The sequence below is a fragment of the Yersinia sp. SCPM-O-B-9106 (C-191) genome (assembly GCF_026183365.1).
Classification (GTDB): Bacteria; Pseudomonadota; Gammaproteobacteria; order Enterobacterales; family Enterobacteriaceae; genus Yersinia; species Yersinia rochesterensis.
Genome location: NZ_CP110791.1, coordinates 3,608,160 through 3,632,283, shown reverse-complemented (window position 1 = coordinate 3,632,283; position 24,124 = coordinate 3,608,160). Strand labels below are relative to the sequence as shown.

The window sequence follows — 24,124 nt, the reverse complement described above, 5'->3', positions numbered from 1 at the left end:
CTTCATTCAGTAAGTAACAAGGAGTTAACCATGGCAATTCCAGTATATCTGTGGCTGAAAGACGATGGCGGTGCAGACATTAAGGGTTCTGTTGATGTGCAAAGCCGTGAAGGCAGCATTGAGATCGTGGCACAGGATCATAACCTGTACATCCCAACCGATAACAATACCGGCAAGCTGACTGGCACCCGTATCCACACCCCATTCGTTTTCACCAAAGAAATCGATGCGTCTACCCCTTATTTGTATAAAGCGGTGACCACCGGTCAAACACTGAAAACCGCCGAGTTCAAATGGTACCGCATTGATGACGCTGGCCAGGAAGTTGAATATTTCAACACCAAACTGGAAAACGTCAAAGTGGTCAAAGTTGCGCCGAAAATGCACGACGTGAAAGATCCGGCGAAAGAGAAGCACAACCACCTGGAACTGGTGGAACTGCGCTACGAAAAAATCACTTGGACCTTTAAAGACGGCAACATCATTCATTCCGATTCTTGGAACGAACGCGCCACAGCATAGTTACCCGTCATTCTTCGCGCCGCAGGTGCGTTGGCTACGTTCGCTCGCCCTGGTCACAGAGTTATCTCTGCTCCCAGGGCCTCGTTCACTTGCCGCCTGCCTGCAACACGAATTATTTAGGGTAACCCCGCAAGTAGGCGGTTCGCCGTCTGCTTTTTTGTTTTTGCTGAGCCACTGCTTGTTGCGCTGATTGAGCAAAAATTAACAACCTTTTAATGACCTTATGGGCCTCGGTTTCCTTAGTAAAGGAATGGCTATGGGCGGTAGCGTACCCAAAACCGGCGAACATATCAGGTTTCGCACACAAGGAAGAGAATTTATGACAACGCATTCAGCACACTTATTACGTCGGTTAAATCCCTATTGCGCACAGGCACTGGCCGGTGCTGCTACCCTGTGTCAGACCCGCGCCCATGCCGAGATCACCGTCGAACATTGGTTGTTGAAACTGTTAGAGCAGGGCGAGGGTGATATTACCGTCATTGCCCGGCGTTATGAGTGGGACATGGACAGCCTGTGGCAGGGGTTGCTGGCCCATCTGGATACTTTGCCGCGCACCGTGCAGGGTAAGCCCCAGTTGTCAGCCGCGTTACAGCAATTGATCAAAAGTGCCTGGCTGGATGCCTCGTTGCAGGAGAACGCCGATGCGGTGCGCTCCAGCCATCTGCTGGCGGCGCTGATTACCACTCCGTCATTATTGGCCGCCGATGCCGCCTGGCCATTGCTCAGCCTGAGTACCACCCAGTTACACCGCCTGCTGCCCTTGCTGGATAATCAATCCGATGAACGTCCTGAAGTCCAGCAGGCAGCAGCTCTGGCGGACAGCCCGGTCAACTTGACGGATGAAGCCCCCACCACCACCTCCGCCAGCGGTCAGCCCCAACTGAATGATGCCCTGCAAGCGGCGCTGGATAAATTCACTTTGGACGTCACCGCCAAAGCGAAAACCGGGCAGATTGACCCGATTTTTGGTCGCGATACTGAGATCCGCCAAATGGTCGATATCCTGTCGCGCCGCCGTAAAAACAACCCGATTCTGGTCGGTGAACCGGGCGTCGGTAAAACCGCGCTGGTTGAAGGGCTGGCACTGCGCATTGCTGAAGGCAACGTGCCGGATAGCCTGAAAACTGTCAGCCTGCGCACTCTGGACTTGGGTCTATTGCAAGCCGGGGCGGGGGTCAAAGGCGAGTTCGAACAGCGGCTGAAAAATGTCATTGAGGCGGTGCAACAATCGCCGACGCCGGTGCTGCTGTTTATTGACGAAGCTCACACCATTATTGGCGCAGGTAATCAGGCCGGTGGCGCAGATGCCGCTAACTTATTGAAACCGGCATTGGCCCGTGGTGAGTTGCGGACCATCGCCGCCACCACCTGGTCGGAATACAAACAGTATTTTGAACGCGATGCCGCACTGGAACGCCGCTTCCAGATGGTGAAAGTTGACGAGCCGGACGACGCGAAAGCCAGCTTGATGCTGCGCGGCTTAAAGGGCCGCTACGCCCAGCACCACGGCGTGCATATTCTGGATTCCGCTATCACCGCGGCGGTTACCCTGTCGCGCCGCTTCCTGACCGGCCGCCAACTGCCAGACAAAGCGGTGGATCTGCTCGACACCGCCGGTGCCCGTGTCCGCATGAGTATCGACACCCAGCCGGCCGCGCTGATGGAAATTAACGCCGAACTTGCCGCGCTGGCGATGGAGCAACAGGCTATCGAGCAGGATTTACTGCTGCTGCCGAATGTCAGTTCAACGCGCTTACCTGAGATTGATAAACGCCGCGCCGAGCTGATTATTGGGCAACAGCAGCTTGCACAGCAATATGAAGCAGAGAAGCGGCTGACCACCCTGATTATTGAAGCGCGTCAGGATATCGCCAACGTGGCACATCTGGCGGAGTTGCAAGCAGAACTTAACCAGATTCAGGGCAACGCGCCGCTGCTGTCGCTGGATGTTGATGTCCGCACCGTCGCCACTGTCATTGCCGACTGGACTGGCGTGCCGCTGGGCAGCTTACTCAAAGACGAACAAACCAACTTGTTGTCACTGGAAAGCCTTCTGGGTGAGCGGGTGATTGGGCAGGATGGGGCATTGGGCGCACTGGCGCAACGGCTGCGGGCAGCTAAAACTGGCCTGACACCAGAGAATGGCCCTCTGGGTGTATTCCTGTTGGTCGGGCCGAGTGGTATAGGTAAAACCGAAACGGCACTGGCGCTGGCCGACACACTGTTCGGTGGTGAGAAATCACTGATTACTATTAACTTATCGGAATATCAGGAAGCTCACACTGTTTCCCAGCTCAAAGGTTCGCCACCGGGTTATGTCGGTTACGGCCAGGGCGGCATTCTCACCGAGGCGGTGCGCAAGCGGCCGTACAGCGTGGTGTTGCTGGATGAAGTTGAGAAGGCCCACCGCGATGTGCTGAACCTGTTCTATCAGGTATTTGACCGGGGTTTTATGCGCGACGGCGAAGGGCGCGAAATTGATTTTCGTAACACGGTCATTGTGATGACCGCCAATCTGGGCAGTGACCATCTGATGCAACTACTGGATGAACAACCGGAAGCGCCGGATAGCACTTTGCATGAACTGCTGCGCCCGATCCTGCGCGATCACTTCCAGCCCGCGCTGCTGGCCCGCTTCCAGACCTTGATTTACCGCCCACTTCAAGTGGACGCGCTAAAACGCATTGTGGCGATCAAACTGAATCAGGTGGCGCAGCGGCTACAACGACACTACGGCCTGAGCTGCCAGATTGAAGAGAGTCTGACCGAGACTCTGGTCGCCGCCTGCTTGTTGCCAGACACCGGCGCGCGCAATATCGACAGTCTGCTGAATCAACAAATCTTGCCGGTGTTAAGCCAACAGTTACTTCAACGTTTGGCATTACAGCAAAAACCGACCGGCCTGACGCTGGGCTGGGATGAAGCGGATGGGATCACACTGGAATTTCAAGGAGTGAATGATGAGTGATTCGATACTGACCAACATTGCCAGCCAGTTAAAACAGTCTTTGGGGCAATCACGTTACCATGTGGACGTGCATGACTGCCCGCACTTCCTGGATGTGCTGAGTTTTCATGCCGAAGAGTCTTTCAGTCGCCCCTGGCAGTATAATGTCTCACTCACCTGTAGCGAATCGGACATCGCCTGCGACACGCTGTTGCTTAAGCCGGGATCTTTCACTTTCCAAACCCCGATGTTTAATGGCGGGCCTGCGGTGCCAGTGCGAACGGTCTATGGTGTCGTGCAGTCTTTTCGTCGACTCTCGACCTCTGCAGATGAAACTCGGTATTCACTGACGTTGGTACCGCGCATCGCGCTGCTAAAGCATACAAAAAACAATGAGATTTACCTTAACCAGTCCGTGACGGAAGTTGTCGAGCAGGTTTTGCGCAAGCACGGTCTTGAAGGACCTGACTTTGAATTTCGTTTGTCGCGTGAATATCCCGCACGGGAACTGATTACCCAGTGGCGGGAAACCGACCTGGAGTTTGTGCAGCGCTTGCTGGCGGAAGTTGGCATTTTCTGGCGTTTTGAAATGGATAGCCGCGTTGAGCAGGACGTCGTGATATTTCAGGACTCCCAAGAACAATACCAGTTCGGTACCCGGCTTCCATTGCGCAACCCAGCGGGCATGAGTGACAGCGGGCAAGAGAGTCTCTGGGATATCCAAACGGCATACAACGTGGTGAGCGACAGTGTGGCCACGCGCGACTATAACTACCGTCAGGCACTTATTCCGCAGGACAGCACTGAGAATATCAGCAGCCCGGAAGGGATTACGACGGGCGAGGTTTATCACTATGCGGAGCCATTTTTATCCGAAGGTGATATCCAAAGTACCGAAACTGGCGCATTTTATGCCCGGATACGGCATGAGCGCATTCTCAACGGCCAGTTGACCGTCACGGGCCGCTCCACTCGTCCATTACTGGCCCCCGGTCAAGTATTGGAAACTGATAGTGCGCTACCGGAGGGGTTGAAAGATGGCATTGTCATAACGACAGTGCGCAGTCGCGGCTCACGGAAAAGCAGTTTCCAGTCGGAATTTGACGGCATCCCTTACAGTGAAACTGTCTGCTATCGCCCAGCACTACTTAACCGTCCGGTGATCTCCGGTTCTCTCTCCGCGAGAGTAGAAAGTACAGAGAAAGGAGATACTTACGCCTGGCTGGACGACCAAGGGCGCTACCGGGTGAAACTGGATTTTGACCGCAATAGTACCGAGCAGGGATATGCTTATCTTTGGCTGCGGATGGCAAAACCCTATGCCGGTGATACCTATGGCTGGCATGCCCCGCTGCTTGATGGAACGGAAGTTTCGGTGGTGTTTGACAGTGGCGATCCAGACCGACCTTATATTGCCTATACGCAGCATGATTCCGAACATCCTGACCACGTCACCAGTGATAACCATACCCGCAATATCTGGCGCACCCCGGCAAACAATAAGCTGCGGATGGAAGACTTGCGCCAACAAGAACACATTAAGCTCGCGACGGAATTTGGTAAGAGCCAACTGAACATGGGCCATTTGGTCAATGCGCAGCGGGAACAGCGCGGCACTGGATTTGAACTGCGTACTGACGAGTTTGGTGCTGTCCGTGCGGCCAAAGGAATTTTCCTGACGGCAGATGATCAGTTGAAAGCGCAGGGGCAGGTATTGGAGATGGCGCCCGCGGTTAACTTGATTAATCAGGCCAACAGCGAAATGCAGGCGCTGAATTCAGCAGCAGAGCAGGCCGGGGCGCTGGTCTCGGATATCCAGACCCAGCTTAACCTGGTCAAAGAGCGGCTATCTGGTTTGCAATCCGCCGTAATCCTGGCGAGTGCCCCGCAAGGGATTGCCGTCACCTCTGGCGAGCATCTACAGATGAGCAGCGCCCGCAACACCATGATTAATGCAGGTCAGCACCTTGATATCGGCGCGATGAAAAACCTCTCCATCTCGGTCGAAAAGGCGCTGGGGCTGTTTGTGCATAAAGACGGAGCAAAGCTGGTGGCTAATCAGGGCGATGTGGAAATCCAGGCGCAGCACAACACGATGGCCCTTTTTGCCAAACAACAGGTCACTATCACCAGCAGTGAGGATGAAATCATCATCAGCACGCCGAAAACGCTAACACTGAATGGGGGCGGTTCGTATCTGAAACTGAGCCAAAGTGGTATTGAGCATGGATCAGCAGGGGACTTTATTATGAAAACGGCAAATTATGTGGTGCCGGGTTCAGGCAGCAGTTTGCCTTTGGAAACCCCAGACTTTAAACAGACGGATGTCACTGTTGTTACCAAAAACTCAGCCAAATGGGCCTGCGATTAACAGGGAAGGTAATCTATGCCAGCAAAACTACCCAAATTCAGTTATCCCGTACCGTCAAATAAGAATGGTCATGCATTTTCAACTGCTGAGGATTTACTGTCGAAACTTGACGGCGAAAGCTCAGGACAGTACCTGGTGGGAAGTCAGGGGATGTGGCACGGAGGTATTCACATTACTGACGCGACTATTCCCTGGTGTGCTCTGAGCACCAACAGTGCTGCGGAACAGCAGTATCGCCGTGAGCCATATCAGGGTGAGCAATTTATTCGCTGTATGGCGGATGGCGAGATAGTGGCTTATCGGGTGTGCAAAGATTACGAAAGCCCGGCAATCCCGTGGCGGGATGAAAAACTGCACTTTTCAACGTCATTTGTGCTGGTGAAACATTACATTCAGCCGGGCGATACCGATGACAACGGGCTAACGTTTTATACGCTGTATATGAATCTGGCCCCTTTTTCCGCTTACGCACAGCAAAGCGGAGATTGCAACAGGAAGACTGCCAGTATTCAGCGATATTACAGTAGTGTGGACGATGTGCTAGAAAGCCGTGCAGCCGGATTATTGGTTAAAGATACGCCGGTGGCCTTGAGTGACAGCATCATCACCCGCAGCAGCGATCGCCGGCAGTTTACTGAAGTCACGATAGCTGAAGAGACAAAAAATACGGTGGGCACTACTCTGAGTGTGGGTACGAAAGTCTGGACCGTCTCAGATCAAGGCAGCTTAAAAGCTGAATCATCGGTGCCTGTGCCATCCTGGTGGGCAAAATGCACGCCGGCGTACGACGCTCAGCCCGCTGGCAGGGTGAACTGCACCTCCCGCACGAACTGGTCGTATTACCTGAGTCGTGACGATGTATTGGCTCGTAAATCAGCGGGTAAAGTGGTTGCGGGTTTCCCGCTAACTTATGAACCGGATAATGCCGCACAGCAGGTTACACGACCGGTGACGGTCGCGGCGGGCGCGGCCCCAACGGATACAGTGAATACATTCAGCCTGGTCACATTGGGCCGTGATGTGGGTAAGCAAAAGAAAGGCGATCGTGTCTGGATAGTGTCTGATGGTGACAGTTTGACGCCGGTCACGCCAACGACTTCGGCAAGTACATTGGTCTTTGGTGAAGTGGTCAAACCGGCTACGGCCATTACCATTAACGCCAGTGACAGTATCGGGCACATGGGCTTTTTCCAACTGCCGGAAGAGAATGGTATACGCTCGCGCTACCAGGTGCATATCGAGTGTTTTAGTATGGACGATAAGCTTCCGACGTTTCTCACCAACCCGGATCACGTGGGTGAGCAAACCCCTGCTTTTCTGAAGTATCCGAAAGCTGCTGCACTGTTTGCGAAGGATGCGGCGGGGCAGATGGTGGACAGCACGCGCAAAACGCTGACTCAGGGTATTGTGACGTTATCGAAAGTACCGGTAGTGGACATTGACGGGCAACCCGGTTATTACCAGATACACAGGGAGAATGGGTATCTGGCTGCAAGCAGTGTGCAAAAGTTGTCGCAATATGCCTTAGGTGAACTGGGTTTTGTGGCGCTGGATAAAGCATCGGAGAGTTTTAACCTGTTAGATGGGGTGCAGCATCCGGATAATATCGTGAAAGGCATTCTGGAACAGATGTATAAAGCCGCTCAGGATGAAACCCGCACCAGCCATGTGTTGAATGAACATAATTACCGACGCCTGCTTGAGCATATTGATAGTAATCACGATGGGGTCTATTCAGAACAAGAATATCTTCAGGCGGTGCATAACGTCTCTTATCGTGACCATCGGTTCCGGATAATCGCGAAACATACCAGCGAGTGGTATTGCGATAAAGATGATCTGTTGTGGAAGACGTATCTAGATACGCTGACAACAGATGCGCCGCAGTGGAAAACCTACACCGAAGCCTTTATTGAGAAAATAAAGTGGATGAAGTCGGTACCAGGAATGGGCCCAGAGCTATGGCACATGCACCCGGTGGCGTTTTTGGATGCTGTAAATATTAGAAATGATGGCGTTACATACGAGCAACTGAAAAAAGTTTTCCCACAAGCTTTAGATGAAGATCTAAATACTGTAGTTAACGAGTTAAGAGGAACGCTAGTAACGTTTAAACTCGATACACCTACCAGATTGAGACATTTCTTCTCTCAAATTAAAGGTGAAGTTGGGCCACAAATGAAAGGTAAAACAGAAGGCTTCCAGTTTTCACCCGACACATTGAGATCCTTTAGTCGATATTACCGTCAGCATTCCTCGGAAGCAGATCAAGATGGGTATGAAAAAAATGCTTTAGGAAGGACAATTCGCAGAGCTGATGAGCAAGCAATTGGAAGAAAACATTATTTAAGGTTAAATGGAAATAGGCAAACCAATCCCGAAGATGGATATAATTTCAGAGGTAGGGGGTTGATTCAAATTACAGGGTATGAAAAGTATCATGGTTTTCCTACAGATTACAATAACTATTGGTCGGATAATGTGCCTAATACTGTGGATAACCCAGAAATAGTCAATGAAATGCCATATGCAATTCGTAGTGCGCTTTGGTTTTGGGTTACTGCAAAGCCATATATTGCTGATAGAGGTAGAGGCTATGATGATGTTATTGCTGTAACTCTAGTAGTCAATGGAGGGGATATGGGACTTGCCGAGAGAAGAAGTGCTTACAGATTATGTGAAGAGGTATTTTTATGAAACAATTATTATTTATTTTTCTTTTAGTACCTGCATATCAGGCTTACGCTGCTGAATGTAGTTCAGATGAAACGATGATTGCATCATGTACGCTATCTGGGCGAGTACAACGAGTGGCTGCATTTTGCATAAATGAAAAAACTGACACTCTTTACTATGTTTTCAAAAATGGCGGAAATATAGAATTAAAAGTAGACTTCAGTGCGAGTAGGAAATTAAAAAGATGGGTAGATCAATGGACGTATACAACTTACTTTGGATTTAGTCAGGGGAAATATGATTATATTCTAGGAGTACCAGAGGAGAAACCTAATGCTGTGGCCTTTCTTAATATTAAGAAAGATGGAGAGTCTGTAAGTATAAGAAATTGTAACTCCAACTCTTTTGGAGAGAAAGATATTAAGAATAGCAGTATTGATAATGTACCAGATAGCTCAGTAAGAAATAATGGTTTTAAGTTCCCTTAATTATAAGTCTTATGAGATTGATGTCATTTCTGATGATCAATTCAATTGACAGGATGACTCGTTATTATGCGAATTAATATTGCCATTTTTATATCAATACTGTTCATGTCATCTTTTGCTTTTACAGCATTTAATGAAAAATAAAACGTTCAACTGAATAATATTAACATTGCATCTAAATCCAATTTAAAATCTACTTCTGATAAATTAAAGACTATTATTGATAATGCAGTATTAGATAATCCGGAAAAGAAAAATATTATATTACAGTTAGATAGTGACTGGTGTAAACTCACTGACAGTAAATGTCGATTCGAAATTTTCGAATCGAAAGGAACCGATGCTGAAATCTCTATGAAAAATCAATGTATGATAAAAGGGTATACAGAAGAAATAGACTATTTTAGTAATTTATTACCTTGATTTAAGATGGACAGACTATTGCTTCGCGTACAATAATTAATGTGGATGAATGTCAAGGTAATCAGGCTAATTATGGAGTGTTCTCTACGTTTTAATTCAAGAAAAGGATACTTATAATGAAAAATATAATAATCGGAATAATTTTCATAGGGATATCTCCGCTGTCTGTATGTGCAATGTCTCAGGATGAGCAAACCAATTTATTTAATATTAAAAATCAATACTCACAATCCGATAAAGAGCTAAATGAACTATATAAATCTCAGATCCTGGCGTATAAGAAAGAAGGGGGGAAGTTTTACGGGCAAAATGAATCCCGTGACGTCTATCTAAAAACGTCTCAACTAGCTTGGATAAAAATGAGAGATGCAGGTTGTGACTATGAAACATACGAATCTAAAATAGGGACTGGTTTTTCAAGCATATATGCGCAATGCCTCCTTGATAAAACGAATGAAAGAATTAAATATCTCAAGGAAAACAACTAACAGTATATCAACGATAGGAATAGATTACATTAGATAGGATACTTTAAAAATTATTTTTGGCCTTAATATAGAGTTGGAGTAATTATGTATGATTAAGAATTTTTTATTGTTGCTTTTTTTAAGCATAATGTTGCCATGTCAGGCAGCTATCAATGTTGTTCAAGGACCATTTCCTCTAGATAAAAATAATAATTTAACTGTTTCTTTTATCAAAGAGAAAGATGAGTCCATTTCGTTTATTACACAGAGTGGATTAAAAATAGAGTCCATTGATAGCTATCAGGTGTATGATGGCGTACCTGAGATTGAGACGGTTTTTTTTACACCAATCGATAATGTTAAGAATTTAATTGTTCTTGTGTCTTGGGATGAAGATAATATAAATGCGAAACATTATAAAACTTTCGCATATAAATACTACAATGGAAGGGTTTCAGTAAACAAAAAAATATTAAATGATGGGAATCTATCTGGTTATGACGGATACAACTCGTCAGGACTTGTCTTTAGCTATAAAGATGCAAAGTCTATAAAGAAATATCTCAATGAAAATTATTAAATTACTATTAATTTTGCCATTAATTCTAACTTCATTTGTTGCAAATGCTAACGTAGACAATTCTGCTTCCGATCTTCATTTATTGACTGATAATTCAATGGCATGGAGGAATTATGTCGTTTCTGATCGCATCGATCCGCAAGGAGAATATGTGGCCGAGTATTTAGTAAATGAGGTTTTTAAAGGAAGAGAAATTGTTATTGATAATACCACTGTAACTGTCAATGGTGTTTGTAAGTATGAGTACAGCAAAGAAAAAATGACTCCCCTGCAATACTGGAATAGTCAAAAAACAGTTGACTTATATAAAACATTTTTATCTGGCTATAATGTTAAACTAAAGAATACGTTAGGTTTGATTACTCCGGTAAATCCTTCGATTGAATGCGTTTATCCATTTTCATACTTTATTGAAGTTGATAACTCATTAGTTTTTGTACTTAAAAATAGAGCGATCATTTATTCTCAGGTGAATGAAGAAGATAAGGTTTCTGTTGTTGCATGTGCACATAAGGAACAAACCTCAGAACAAATTTATGAGCATGGTTATATTGTCGATTGTTACTATAAAAACATGGATATTTTGGACTCTTACCAGAAGTATCGAAGTAGTTTAGTTAGTGATGATAGAGCGCATTTGCAGGAAAAAATAGCGTTAAACAAAAGTTTTTCCATGAAATGCGATAATGGTTGTATTGTTGTTGAATACAAATGGAATGGACCTGATCATCTTGTTATTACACAGCAATTTGATGGTGGTGAAACAAGGATCTATTTCAGTAAAGAAGAACAAGGCAGTCGAATTGTGACTAAATCATTCCCTGATTGATTACTTTTGTTATTAATTCGGTTCGTAGGAGGCTATCTTGAGGGAGATGTAATGGATTTTATCTTGTCAGTATTCAGAGAACATACCAACGCGGTATTCACATTACCAATACGATTATAGTTGCATGGCCAAGGCCGATACTGCAGTGAAATGATAAATATGAATCGAATGAAATTCATTGTTTTTCTCGTCACTCTTTGCTATTCAGTTAACAGCATGACTGCATTTACTAGCAATGAGAATAAACAGCTGTCTGAAATCTCGAAATAGGGTCGCTGAAGTTGTTAAACTATTGGATAATATAGTAAATGAGCAAATAGATAGTAACCCAGAGAAAAAGGAACAAATTTTAGTATTAAGAGAAATATGGGATATTACAACGCAAAAAAATGTCAATTGGAAACTTTTTATTCTAAAGGTACGGATGCAGAAATAACAGGAGCTAGTGATTGTTTATACAATGGATATCAACAAGAAATTGATTATTTTAATAAAATACTACCATGACTAAAAACCGTAATGCATCAAGTTTTATTTGAAATCACTACCCTTCAAAAAAGCAAAAAAGCAAAAAAGCAAAAAAGCAAAAAAGCAAAAAAATAAAAATAAAAATAAAAATAAAAATAAAAATAAAAATAAAATATTAAATATGGCATGGGGAGTATCTGGTTTGGTATCCAGAAGGATATCTGAAAGAAATTTGTTTTTGAATAAGATGTATGACTCTTCTCGTTGAGTTATAAATTGAGGTTTTAGATATGTTGCATATAAAAATAGTGTTATTTTTTTTATTTTTATAGGGAAAGTATATTCCAGTGATGAACAAATTAATGGTGTGTAGAAGCTTTATAAAGTTTTCAATGTAAATATTTTTGGTGAACATGGCTCTGACGTCGTTAGCAACTTAAATATTATATATGAACGGGTTGATATAAGTATTAATAAAAAATCACCTTATTAGTGATAAGAATGTTTGTTCTATTAACTATATGAAAACAAAAAACACTTATTTCTTACTTTTATTCGGACACTACTGTTGCGATGTATAATACATTGTTTAGCCAAGATGGAGTTGCTCTGGCGGAATTTATACATGTATCAAAGGCTAATCAATAATCTGAAATATGCCCATTAATTTATAATTAGTTTATTATAAGTGATAGTTATTTAGTCTTGATTGATCATTGCCACGCTTTTTTTAAAAAAAACGACACTAGCTCACTAGTAAAAAACATAACAACGCATTTTTAGATTACTGCAAAGATATGAATAAAAATAAATAGTTTTACGGATAATATATTCATTAGTTAATAACTATATATCCATAATTAATATACAAATAAAACCCTCCTATATTAAATTATTAGCAACAACTAATCTCCAGAGACCAATATGCTGAATATTATTCGCAAAGGCGATAAAACCACTCATGGTGGTTCTGTATTAACCAGCTCAGAGAAAATGAAGTTTGGTGGTATTGGTGTCGCCCGTAAAGGCGATAAGGTTTCCTGTCCGATCTCTGGGCATGGCGCGACTACCATTGTTGAGGGTAATCCTGATTATTTAGATAACGGCATCCCTGTGGCGTTTCATGGGCATAAATGCGGCTGTGGTTGCACACTGATTAGCACATTTTCGGCAGCGAAGGTGGGATGACAATGCCTGTTTATCTGGATGCAATCCCTGATGCAGCTCCTCTGATCCGTCGGCCTGATACCCGCCGCTGGCTATACTTCCTCGGGGGCGTCATGGTTGCGGGGAATGCTCTGACATTCTGGTTATGGGCAGAAGAACGGACGGGACTTGTATTCTGGTTTATGGCGTCAGGATTGCCCTTTTGCCTCTGGGGATTAATGTTTAGCATTCGTCGATTCGGCTATAAATGTGACCAAGTATGGGCAACATCGTGGGATCGAGAGCGATCGCAGTTACTCGAACAGGAAACAGTCCGGGGGCAAAGAGCTGCATGGGTTTTAAACTCTGGGATCATCACTCAGCTTGGTAGCGGGTCGGAGAAATTACTTAAAGCAATAAAATCAGCCGATTCTCAGCTAAATGTTCAAATTCCCAGAGCAGGCGGCATGCCTGTTCGTCACTCTAGGTTACCGGGTTTTCATGACCAGCAGGAATCTCAGGATCTTGATGTAGCAGTCAAAACCATTGTCAGTCAGATCAAACCTGTGCTGGCTAAAATTCCTGTCAACATCCCCTGTTTGCTAATGACTGATTGTGACATCGCGGGTGTCCCGGATGCTGATGAGCAAATTTTAAAGATCCTAATTTCACAGACAGGCAGAGCGTTTCGTTTATCACACGCTAAAGGATTTACAGCCCTCGATCTCTGGCTAGATGAGGAATGGACACACCCCGCCGTACTTCTCGCTGTTAGTGCTGTGGTGCGCACAACACCGCAGGTAGATGAGGGTGAAGCCATGACTTGGACCCTTCTGTTAAACCGAAATCATTCCGACTTCCCAGATGCCGTCAGGTTACATCGTCCTGAGAAAGGTAGCATCAACACTTTATCCAAAACCCTTAGCCGGGCGCTGCTATGGGGCAATATACCCGCAGAAACAGTGAAAGGAGCATGTACTACCGGTAATACGCTGGCGATGGGGGGGGAGTGGAGCTCAGCCTGTGAGGGAAATAGGCTGATATTTAATATGACTGAAGATAACCGGGATGTAGATCAGACGACGGGTTATACCGGCAAGGCTGCGCCCTGGCTTGCGGTCACCCTCGCGACAACAATGGCCCAACAAAGTGGCCCACAGGTTGCTGTCGCTGAAACTAATACAGGTGAAATCTGGGTTGTCAGTATGACACCCGGCGATAAAACAGAGACAAATCAGGATCTATCGTGAAAATAAAAACACTCATCGGGGCTATTGTTTCTGTCTTGATTTTTTTGACAGTCATCATTGCCTTTTTATTTTTATCCATGCCAGAAAAAATGGCTAACTGGACAGGGATTGGCCCGTTGGACAGTGGTAGGCTTTTCACCTTTTGTCTATCCATTGCCGTGGCGCTTATCTTGTTGGGCTGGCTTATTGAAAAAGGGTTTGAGCGGGCGGGTAAGTCTGGTGTGCGGATGTCATTCCAAAAAAATCAGCAGCCGACTAACCTTGATGAAGCCAATGTTACCCTTCATTCTAAAGTTATCACAGATAAGTTCAGCCCGACCTCTCTCACTGAGCACCTCGAACTACGTTATGGCCGTTTCTGGAAAAGCAAAGTCCGCATTCTGCTGGTGCAGGGCGAAAGTGCTGATATTGAGAAAGCCGTACCGGGGTTAACCCGTGATGTATGGCAGGAAGGCGATGGCATCGTTTTGATCCACGCCGGTGATGTGCAGTCGCCACCGGATGACACATTTTTGTCTGCGCTGAAACAGGTGCGCCCGCGTCGCCCGTTGGACGGCATTGTACAGGTGCTCGACACCGGCTCACTCCCCTCCGCGGCTGAGCGCGATGCCTTTTTACGCAATCGCCAGAAAACAGACAAATTGCTGGGCTGGAAAGCACCTATCTGGCTGTGGCTGACAGATAAAGAATATGGCTCGCAGCAAGAAAGGGAGCGAACGGCAACTGGCGCGTTGTTTGGGGCGGGCGCGACAGCAGAAGAGGCGATTTCTTCTCTCGATGAGCTGGTTCCCCGTTTACGCCGCGCCGGAATGGCGCAAATATTAAACGACACCCGTCATGACTGGCTTTTACGGCTGTCATCCCGCCTACAAGGTGAACTGAAAGCTCGGCTGACCGTCTTATTGAATGGGCTGATGCAGGGGGCTGCTGCTTACCGCCTGCGTGGCATTATGCTCAGCCCGGAGCTGGCGGGTGCAAGCACCGCTCCGCATGTTCGACTGAGTAGCCCCGCGTGGCAGGCAATAGTAGAAGATAGCCAGAATGCGGTGGCAAAAAAAATCACTTTTGACTGGCTGAAAGCGCTACGGCTGCTGCTGCTAGTTTTGGCTGCTCTCTGGGCCGCCGGTACATTGTTATCATTGAGTGTAAACCGAACGCAAATTTACCAGGCACAGGACACCGCCCGTATTGCCGCCGATACACAACAACCGCTACCGGAGCGTTTGCGGAATCAGCTTATTCTCCAGCAGGCCATTGCCCGCCTACAAAACAATGAGGCCAAAGGAGCACCCTGGTATACCCGCTTTGGACTTAACCAAGACCGCGATACTCTGGCGGCACTTTGGCCGTTGTATACCCACAACAACAACCAGTTAATGCGCGATGCTACCGCCGAACATCTGAAACAACAACTGCATGTTTTTGTGCAACTGCCGCCTGCCAGTGATGCCAGAACTCAGGGAACTCAGCAAGCCTACAATCAGCTCAAGAGTTATCTGATGCTGGTTCATCCGGATAAAGCAGATGCAGCTTGGTTGTCAAAAAATATGATGGTGCTATGGCCAACACGCGAAGGTGTACCTGATGGCGTTTGGCAGTCGCTGGCACCGAAACTGTTAGGGTTTTATGCCCAAAATCTCCCGATGCATCCGGACTGGAAAATAAAACCCAACACCGAACTTATCAGTACCGTCCGCCAAATTCTGCTCAAGCAAATAGGGCAGCGCAATGCAGAGGCGGGGCTGTATCAAGAAATGCTCAAGCGCATCTCCAGTAACTGGCCAGATTTAACGTTGGCAGACATGACGGGGGACACGGATGCGTCAACGCTGTTCAGTACGGATGCCGTGGTTCCGGGCATGTTTACCCGCCAGGCATGGGAAGATCAGGTTCAGGATGCGATTGCTGAAGTTGTGAAAACCCGCCGTGATGAAATTGACTGGGTACTGACGGATAAAACTCATCAGCCCGACAGTGAAATGTCGCCGGAAGCACTGAAAGCACGGCTTACCGAGCGCTATTTTACTGACTTCGGCAATGCCTGGCTGAATATGGTTAACAGCATTCAGTGGCATGCGGCTAGCTCACTATCAGAGGCCATTGCCCAACTGAATCTGGTCGCTGATATACGCCAGTCACCGTTGGTTGCACTGATGAATACACTCGCCTGGCAAGGAAAAACCGGCCAGAAAGGTGAAGCATTGGCGGATTCGATTGTGGATTCAGCCAAAAAATTGATAGGGCGTGAAAAAAACTCACAGCAGTTTGTACAGCAAGCTCTGGGGCCACGTGGCCCACTGGACGGCGTATTTGGTCCGCTGCTGGGCGTCATGGAAGGAAAAGACGGAACCGGCAGTAACGGTAACCTGAGTTTCCAATCGTGGTTGGCACGCGTTACACAAGTTCGCCTTAAACTTCAGCAGGTTACGAGCGCTCCTGACCCTCAGGCGATGTCACAAATGCTGGCACAGACTGTCTTTCAGGGCAAAGCTATTGATCTGACGGATACCCGTGATTACGGCAGCTTGATGGCAGCCAGCCTTGGGCAGGAGTGGAATGGTTTTGGTCAGGCGCTGTTTGTACAGCCGCTGGATCTGGCATGGCGTCAGGTATTGGCTCCCGCTGCGGGAAGTCTGAATGCCCGCTGGCAGAGGACTATTGTCGAGCAGTGGAATAAAGCTTTTGTTGGCCGTTATCCGTTCAAATCTACCGGCAGCGATGCTTCACTGCCTTTGCTGGCCCAGTTCTTACGCAGCGATTCTGGGCGTATTACGACATTCCTGAAAACTAACCTTGGCGGCATCCTGCATCAAGAAGGCAATCGCTGGGTGGTAGATCCTGCTGCCAGCCAAGGAATGACCGTCAATCCGGCATTCCTCAACGCCATCAACCAACTGGCCGAACTCTCGGACATCGTCTTTGCTCAGGGGGATGCCAATGTGCATTTTGAGCTGATGGCGCGTCCGTCGAAAGATGTTGCTCGCATGCAACTGACTGTTGACGAGCAGAGCCTGGATTATTTCAACCAGATGGAAAGTTGGCAGAGCTTCACCTGGCCGGGGAATACCTACTATCCGGGCGTTCAACTCAGTTGGCGCAGTGTCAGTAGTGGTATGCGGCTGTATGCCGATAATCAGGGAAATTGGGGTTTAATCCGTTTACTTGATAAGGCACAGGCCACCCCGTTGGATAGCGGCCGCACTCAACTGGTGTGGACGACACAAGACGGCAATACGCTGAAATTTATCCTGCGTAGCGAGCTTGGCGACGGGCCGCTTGCGCTACTGAAACTTCAGGGATTTCGCCTGCCAGAGTCAATTTTTAATGTCGAACCCGGTGTCGAGAGTCTGGAACAATTCGCCGCAGAAGATGAATAACTTTGATGATGATTCAGAGGATGGAGTGAGATTGATGAAAGCATGAGTTCACGGGAAGAATGATTAGTGTTCTGGGAGGTTTCAGTCATTCATATTCCTAAGAACATATTTATAAATGCTAGGTATGAAAATAAGTTAATAATAAATTAAGGAGCGGTATGAACAGGGTGCTAACAGTTAGTTTTCTATCAATCTTTCTTACAACAAGTTTCTACGCTAATGCTGGCCAAGCGAATATTGAAGTATTGAGTGCGACAATAAAAGACCAGAAAATTGCCAATGCTCAGGTTGTCGTCCAGCGCAATGGCGAACAATCACTGACCACTGTGAGTGATTCAGCGGGAAAAGCGAGTTATAACGGCACTTATCCCGATACCAGCGATAACTTAGTTATTATAAAAAAGGATGGGTACTCAACGTTGGTAGCAAAATGCCCTTGTAACGGCATGAGCTATGCTCTGAGTCCGATAATGAAAGGGCTTGATAGCATGCGAGTGGTATTGAGCTGGGGTCTTACGCCCTCTGACCTCGATTCGCATATGGTCTACTCTGATAACCACCTCTACTTCGAAAACAAAGAAGGGAGCAACGGGAATCTGGATGTAGATGATACGGACAGCTTTGGTCCAGAGACCATTACATTAACTAAACGGGAAAATGGACAGGCTTATGTTTATGCGGTTCATGATTACAGTGACCTGTCTGAACCAGAGACAACAAATCTATCCGGCAGTCAGGCAAAAGTATTTGTGTATGTTGGCGAGTCATTAGTCCGGACATATTATATTCCGACTGGTCAGAAAGGGAATTTATGGACGGTATTCAGGGTAAATGAAAACGGTGAAATTCAGGATATAAACAGTATTAAAGGTATTTCAATGAACCCAAGCAGTCTGAGTGGGTATCTGAATCCGCTTCTCAGTAATAATGCCGCATTTGATCAGCAGACCTGGGATGAGAGTCATATAAATAAATCAAAATCACTGAATCTGAAAGGAGAGGCAGCTTATAAAGAGAAAAATTATGAGGATGCCATCTATTTCTTCACAGAAGCTATCAATAACTATTCTGACAATGGTAAGGCCTATGGCAATCTTGGCCTGACATATCAAAAAGCTGGACGTACAGCAGAAGCCATCTGGGCAAACCGTAAAGCTATTGCGTTAGCGTCTGGTGCTGGTGCGCCAACAATTCGCGCGGGCGCGAATTACAATATTGGTAGAGTCTATGAAGCAGCAAACCAATACTCTGATGCATTGACTTATTATAAAGCAGCTAAAAATGAAAAACAGAACCCTGTTTATGATAATGCCATTATAAGAGTCAATAGTAAGATGAATTAATATTTATATATTGAATTCAAGCATGCATGGGTTATTTACCTATGCATGCAACAAGATTTTTATTATATTTATTATGTTCAATTAATGTCTATTTAATAATGACCCCATAGGAATAGACTTATGTGCTTCGTCAGGTCTCTGTCACTGCTTTCAATTTATTTGTTAAAACCATTTACCCATTTAAACCATTTATCCGTTCAAACAGGGACAGCTAATTAAATGTCATCACCTGACTCTCTTCTCTATCTTTGTTCCGCTGATGAAATGGAGCAACAGAATGTTATATCCCGTGCATCCGTTGCCCGGTCTCTATGGGAAAACTGGTTACTGCCCATCAGTCCTGAATCAGAGGCCGGTGAAGACCCAGCTTACAATGATGATTTCCAGTCGATGCGGGAAGAAATCAACAAACTCTCAGGAATAGACCTAACATTCATGTGTCAATTGGCAGAGAAACTTCTTTGCCAAACCACCAAAGATATCCGTGTGGTGACTTGGTACATTCAGGCCCGTTTGCATCGCGATGGCGAAAAAGGGCTGGCAGAAGGTTTGATTTTATTGGCCGCGATGATAGCCCGCTACGGTGCTCTCTGCCATCCGCGACGTCCTGTGGCCCGTAAGGGTGCGCTGGAGTGGCTCAATAGTGCAAAAGTCCTCGACAGTCTCACACTCTGGCCCGAAGTGGCACGTGAAGATGCAGAATTAACGGCGGGCGCCGTCAGCCTGCTGCATGCTGCTGTCAGTGATTGGCCCGAAAATGAGCGCCCCTCCTTTGCAGGTTTGTGCTCCGCCCTTGAAAATCGTCTGGCGCGTTCCGGTGGCCTGAATGCGCTTATTCCGCAAAACAGCAGCGGCCAAGACGCGGCGCTCACGGCGGGTACTCGGAGTTCGCCACAATTATCGGCTGTTCAGTCCGGCCGTGACTTGCTGGATCAAGCAAAATTACTTTCCCGCTGGCTCGGGGAACAACCGCAGGGTTGGTTGGCTTCCCACCGAATGATGAAAACGGTGCGCTGGGATACGGTCGACCAAATCCCCGCGCTGGATGCCAGTGGGCGAACCCGGCTAGTACCGCCAAAGCCGGAATACCGCGCCCAACTTAAACGTCTGTACCGCCAACAAAGCTGGGCAGAGCTGGTGGAGCAGGCGAGCCAGATGTACTGCGAGGGTGTTAACCATTTCTGGCTCGATGTGCAATGGTATCTTTGGCAGGGGCTGACCCGCGCTGGCCAACCTTGGGAAACATGGTCTGAATATATTCTCTCCGATCTGCGGTTGTTCCTAAAACGTTTACCAGGGCTGGAAACGTTGGCCTGGAATGATGGCACCCCTTTTGCTGATGAGGTCACGTTGGGTTGGATCACCGAGAAAGTGAACGAGAATACCCTGACTTTCCACGATACACCGGCAAACGTTGGCGGCAGTCAGGCTGATGACATACTTACGCTAGAAACTGAGGCGATGGAAAAGGGTGACAGCGAGGGGCCTGAAGTGGCCATTGCCTGGCTTCAAACACGCCCTGGGATGGATGCTCCCCGTCACCGCTGGTTATTGCGGTTGCTGATGGCAAGGGTCGCAGAACAATACGGACGTAACGAAATGGCGCTGCATTTACTCGGCGAGCTTTCCGCAACAGGCCCACACTTGACACTCAGTGACTGGGAACCGGCGCTATTGTTTGAAGTACAAGCCCGTCGCCTGAAGTTATTGCGTATGAAAGCCGGCCGCAGTGAGTCGGATAAAACCCGTCTAACACCGGAAATGGATGCTCTGCTGGCGGGCCTTATTGCCATCGATCCTGCCCGGGCCATGGTGCTCTGTGGCTGACTTTATTTTTTTCTCAGATGATTTTCAGGAACCTCGTGCATGGATGATTTAACGCTGCGCTACTATGAGGCCGAAATGCGCTATCTGCGCGAGGCCGGTAAAGAGTTTACCCGTGCCCATCCAGACCGGGCTGCCATGCTCAATCTGGATAAACCCGGTGCCCGGGATCCGTATGTTGAGCGCCTGTTCGAGGGGTTTGCTTTCCTGATGGGGCGGATGCGCGAAAAGCTGGATGATGACCTGCCAGAGTTGACCGAAGGGTTGGTCAGCTTGCTCTGGCCGCATTACATGCGCACCATCCCCTCTCTGGCGATTGTGGAATTTGCACCCGACTGGCGTAGCCTTCGTCAGGCAGAATCTCTACCGCAGGGTTTCTCTGTTTTGTCCCGTCCGGTAGGGCTACATAAAACCAGTTGCCAATATCGCACAACGCGGGACATCGCGCTCCAGCCGTTGCATCTCGCCGACGCTCGACTACAGACGGAAACTGACGGGCGCTCAGCTATCCGGCTGCGCTTTGAATGCACGGAAAAGGTGGATTGGACGAAAGCCGGGATAGATAAAGTCGCCATCTACCTCAGTGCAGAAAGCCCGGTTAGTTCTGCTCTGCATTTGGCTTTAACCCGCCGTGTACATGCTATGCACGCCCGCCACGCGGGCACGCGCGCAGAGCGCCGGACATTTGACGGCTGGTGCAAACCTATGGGTTTTGACGATAAAGACCGGCTGTGGCCTAAAGCCGAATCCGCTTTCAGTGGCTATCAGTTATTGTTGGAATACTTCAGCTTTAGGCCGAAGTTTATGTTTGTGGAACTGCACGGGCTGGACACTATCGGGCTGACAGCGGACAGCAGTTGGTTTGAAATTGACATCGTGCTCAGCGAAGCCTGGTCGTCTGACCTGCCGTTTGAGACCGAAAACTTCCGCCTGCATTGTGCGCCGGTGATCAACCTCTTCACTCTGGAAGCGGACCCGCTGACACTTAACCCACTGGATAATGAATATCTTCTGCGACCGCTGCGCCTTCAGGATGGGCATACCGAAATCTACAGTGTGGACAATATTCATGGCGCGGTAAAAAACGGCAAACACGCGTATGTGCCTTTTACCAGTTTTCGTCACCGGGGGGGCATGATGCGGCACGATGCGCCGGAGCGTTACTACCACACTCGGGTAAAACGGGGGGCATCCGGCCTGTATGACACCTGGCTTATTCTTGGCGGACGTTCCTTTGAAGTGGATCAATTGGCAGAAAAGCCAGAGTCGCTCTCCATGCGTATCACCGGCACTAATGGCCAACTCCCACGTAAAGCGCTGGCCAGTACCCTGTTAGACCGGGTGGTCAAAGCCGGAAAAGTGCCGGTTCGGGTACTTAACCTTTCGGCCCCGAGTCTACCGTTATATCCCCCGGCGAATGACCGTTTTCACTGGCGCGTCATGAGCCACTTGGGTTCAAATTTCCTCAGCATGATGGATAACCCGGAGGTGCTGCGGGGTACTTTGGCGTTGTATGACTGGACCGACGATGAGATGAACCGCCGCCGTCTGGAGGCGATTGTCGCGGTGAATCACACCCTTATCCGCCGCTTTGAGAAAGGTTTTATGCTCCGGGGAGTGGATATCGAAGTCACATTGAATATGGATAACTTTGCCGGAGAGGGCGATGTGAATTTGTTCGGTGAGATGCTGCATCGCTTCTTTGCGCTTTATGCCGATATTCATCTTTTCAACCAGCTGACGCTGGTGCTGCAACCCACAGGGAAACGACTGAGATGGCGCGAGAATCACAGCCAGCACGTACCGGGCTGACACAGGCATTAAGCAAGGATATCTGGCGAGTCAACTTTTACCGTTTTTGCCAGTTGCTGGAGCAGACCGCGCCGAATTCGCCCTTACTGGGGGCAACCTGCCACCCGGAAAATGATCCAGTGCGCTTTCGTCCGTGGCCGGGAATGGGGTTTCCGGTCAGTGAACTGAAAAAAGTTGAGACTGACGAGGATCACCCAGATTTACCGCCGACCGTGCGTACCACCTTTCTCGGAATGTACGGTGTCGATTCTCCTTTGCCCAGCACCTATCTGGATGATATTACCCAGCGTCGGGAGGGGCATGAAGCCCTGACGGCATTTCTGGACATTTTTAGCCACCGCATTACGACCCAATATTACCGTATCTGGCGAAAATACGCCTATCCGGCGACATTTGAGGCCGGTGGTACTGATGCCACATCGCAGTGCTTATTGGGGCTGGTGGGGCTTGGTATCCCCGGCACAGCGGAACAAATCGCCACGCCGGTCTCCCGTTTTCTGGCGCTGTTGGGCACCATGCGCTTACCTACGCGCAATGCTGAAGGGATCCGCGCATTGGTCAATTTGTTGGCCCCCGACTCGGAGGCCAGAGTAACCCAGCATGACCCGGTGAAAATCCAGGTCACGAACCGCAGCGGTTTGGGACGCGAAAATAGGGTCTCACTCTCGCAACGGGCGACATTGGGCAAAGCAGCAAAAGAGGCTAACAGCCGAGTGTTGGTGACACTGTCCACCAGTAACCCGGCAGAGGCGGATGGCTGGCTCCCTGGCGGAACGCTGCATACCGACTTGTTGGCCCTGATGCGGGTCTATCTGGGTTATCGCAGTGATGTGCGGTTGCGTCTTACGGTGCTGGTGCAATTGCTGCCAGAACCCCGATTAGGAAAAAGCCGCCGCATTCAACTGGGGCGCACTGGCCTGCTTGGCCTAAAAAACGGAAAACTCAGTGATAACCGACAATTTTTGACTGTTAGCCTCGGTTGTTATGAAGGGCTAGCTTGTACGTTGTTGTCTCCGGCAAAAGACGGGCATTACCGTTTTGAGTAACCCCAATTTTCATTAGTTAATAAAAGGAATTTTGAATGGCAACGCGGGTGCTTGTGCTTACCCTTTGCAGCCTGCTTGTAGGCTGCGGTCTGACCCAGACAGTCAAAGACGGCACAGTCAGTATGACAAAGTCGATCTTTTACAAACAAATAAAAACGCTGCATCTGGACTTTTCCCCACGCGCGGCCATCAATGCCGACGGTGAGCAGACGCCACTGGCGACTATGGTGTGGGTCTATCAGTTGAAAGACCGCAAAAATGTGGACTCAGCAGACTACCAAACTTTGCTGCGTAAAGCTGATACGGTACTGAAAGATGATGTTCTGGCCTCTAAATCCGTGTTGGTGATGCCGAAAGGCAATGTCACGCTGGACATGCCAATGGATGAAAAAACACAGTTTGTGGCGGTGGTGGGGCTGTTTAATCGCCCGGATATGAAAGATAACACGTGGCGTCTGGTGCTGAGCCGTGACGATCTTGACCCGGACAAACCGCGCACTATTGAACTGGGTAATAGCGGGTTCATTCTGGTGCCAGTAAAGGAATAACATC

17 protein-coding genes are annotated in these 24,124 nt (G+C 47.9%); all 17 read left to right on the top strand.

All coding sequences use genetic code 11. The annotated features are described in order from the left end of the window. The first annotated feature begins 30 nt into the window (after window positions 1-30). The 17 genes from OP863_RS16560 (at window position 31) to tssJ (ending at window position 24,120) form a co-directional block, all read left to right on the top strand. On the top strand, window positions 31-522 hold the full coding sequence (locus tag OP863_RS16560; protein WP_002210014.1) for an Hcp family type VI secretion system effector: 492 nt from the start codon (window positions 31-33) through the stop codon (window positions 520-522). Between the two features lie 319 nt (window positions 523-841). Beyond that, window positions 842-3,493, top strand: coding sequence for a type VI secretion system ATPase TssH (gene tssH, locus OP863_RS16555; RefSeq protein ID WP_265525609.1), 2,652 nt, complete (start codon window positions 842-844; stop codon window positions 3,491-3,493). Further along, window positions 3,486-5,843, top strand: a complete 2,358-nt coding sequence (locus tag OP863_RS16550) for a type VI secretion system Vgr family protein (protein WP_145591152.1) — start codon at window positions 3,486-3,488, stop codon at window positions 5,841-5,843. Before tssH ends, OP863_RS16550 begins: the two co-directional genes overlap by 8 nt. Window positions 5,844-5,858: 15 nt before the next feature. Then, window positions 5,859-8,540 carry a glycoside hydrolase family 19 protein gene (locus tag OP863_RS16545; RefSeq protein ID WP_265525608.1) on the top strand — a complete coding sequence of 894 codons (2,682 nt, stop codon included), beginning with the start codon at window positions 5,859-5,861 and terminating at the stop codon, window positions 8,538-8,540. Continuing rightward, the gene (locus tag OP863_RS16540; protein ID WP_038630716.1) at window positions 8,537-9,007 is read left to right on the top strand and encodes a hypothetical protein; all 471 of its coding nucleotides are present in this window, start codon (window positions 8,537-8,539) and stop codon (window positions 9,005-9,007) included. The genes OP863_RS16545 and OP863_RS16540 overlap by 4 nt, the downstream gene beginning before the upstream one ends. A 539-nt stretch (window positions 9,008-9,546) precedes the next feature. After that, entirely contained in the window at window positions 9,547-9,918 is a 372-nt protein-coding gene (locus tag OP863_RS16535; RefSeq protein ID WP_038630717.1) for a lysozyme inhibitor LprI family protein, read from the top strand. An 88-nt stretch (window positions 9,919-10,006) separates the two neighbouring features. Then, window positions 10,007-10,477 carry a hypothetical protein gene (locus OP863_RS16530; RefSeq protein ID WP_265525607.1) on the top strand — a complete coding sequence of 157 codons (471 nt, stop codon included), beginning with the start codon at window positions 10,007-10,009 and terminating at the stop codon, window positions 10,475-10,477. Next, window positions 10,464-11,306, top strand: coding sequence for a hypothetical protein (locus OP863_RS16525; RefSeq protein WP_265525606.1), 843 nt, complete (start codon window positions 10,464-10,466; stop codon window positions 11,304-11,306). Before OP863_RS16530 ends, OP863_RS16525 begins: the two co-directional genes overlap by 14 nt. A gap of 535 nt (window positions 11,307-11,841) precedes the next feature. After that, window positions 11,842-12,042, top strand: a complete 201-nt coding sequence (locus tag OP863_RS16520) for a hypothetical protein (protein ID WP_265525605.1) — start codon at window positions 11,842-11,844, stop codon at window positions 12,040-12,042. Between the two features lie 656 nt (window positions 12,043-12,698). Then, a complete protein-coding gene (locus OP863_RS16515) occupies window positions 12,699-12,962 on the top strand; it encodes a PAAR domain-containing protein (RefSeq protein WP_038630738.1) in 264 nt (87 codons plus the stop codon). 2 nt (window positions 12,963-12,964) lie between these two features. Next, on the top strand, window positions 12,965-14,170 hold the full coding sequence (locus OP863_RS16510; RefSeq protein WP_265525604.1) for a hypothetical protein: 1,206 nt from the start codon (window positions 12,965-12,967) through the stop codon (window positions 14,168-14,170). Then, window positions 14,167-17,547 carry an ImcF-related family protein gene (locus OP863_RS16505; RefSeq protein WP_265525603.1) on the top strand — a complete coding sequence of 1,127 codons (3,381 nt, stop codon included), beginning with the start codon at window positions 14,167-14,169 and terminating at the stop codon, window positions 17,545-17,547. Before OP863_RS16510 ends, OP863_RS16505 begins: the two co-directional genes overlap by 4 nt. Window positions 17,548-17,705: 158 nt before the next feature. Then, complete coding sequence (locus OP863_RS16500; RefSeq protein WP_265525602.1) at window positions 17,706-18,890, top strand: tetratricopeptide repeat protein; 1,185 nt, start codon at window positions 17,706-17,708, stop codon at window positions 18,888-18,890. A gap of 219 nt (window positions 18,891-19,109) precedes the next feature. Beyond that, complete coding sequence (gene tssA / locus OP863_RS16495) at window positions 19,110-20,717, top strand: type VI secretion system protein TssA (protein ID WP_145588994.1); 1,608 nt, start codon at window positions 19,110-19,112, stop codon at window positions 20,715-20,717. Between the two features lie 39 nt (window positions 20,718-20,756). Then, window positions 20,757-22,526 (top strand): type VI secretion system baseplate subunit TssF, encoded by a 1,770-nt coding sequence (gene tssF / locus OP863_RS16490; RefSeq protein WP_038630745.1) that lies wholly within the window; start codon window positions 20,757-20,759, stop codon window positions 22,524-22,526. After that, on the top strand, window positions 22,490-23,572 hold the full coding sequence (gene tssG / locus OP863_RS16485) for a type VI secretion system baseplate subunit TssG (RefSeq protein WP_265525601.1): 1,083 nt from the start codon (window positions 22,490-22,492) through the stop codon (window positions 23,570-23,572). The genes tssF and tssG overlap by 37 nt, the downstream gene beginning before the upstream one ends. 35 nt (window positions 23,573-23,607) lie before the next feature. Next, on the top strand, window positions 23,608-24,120 hold the full coding sequence (tssJ, locus tag OP863_RS16480) for a type VI secretion system lipoprotein TssJ (protein ID WP_145588997.1): 513 nt from the start codon (window positions 23,608-23,610) through the stop codon (window positions 24,118-24,120). Window positions 24,121-24,124: the final 4 nt, after the last annotated feature.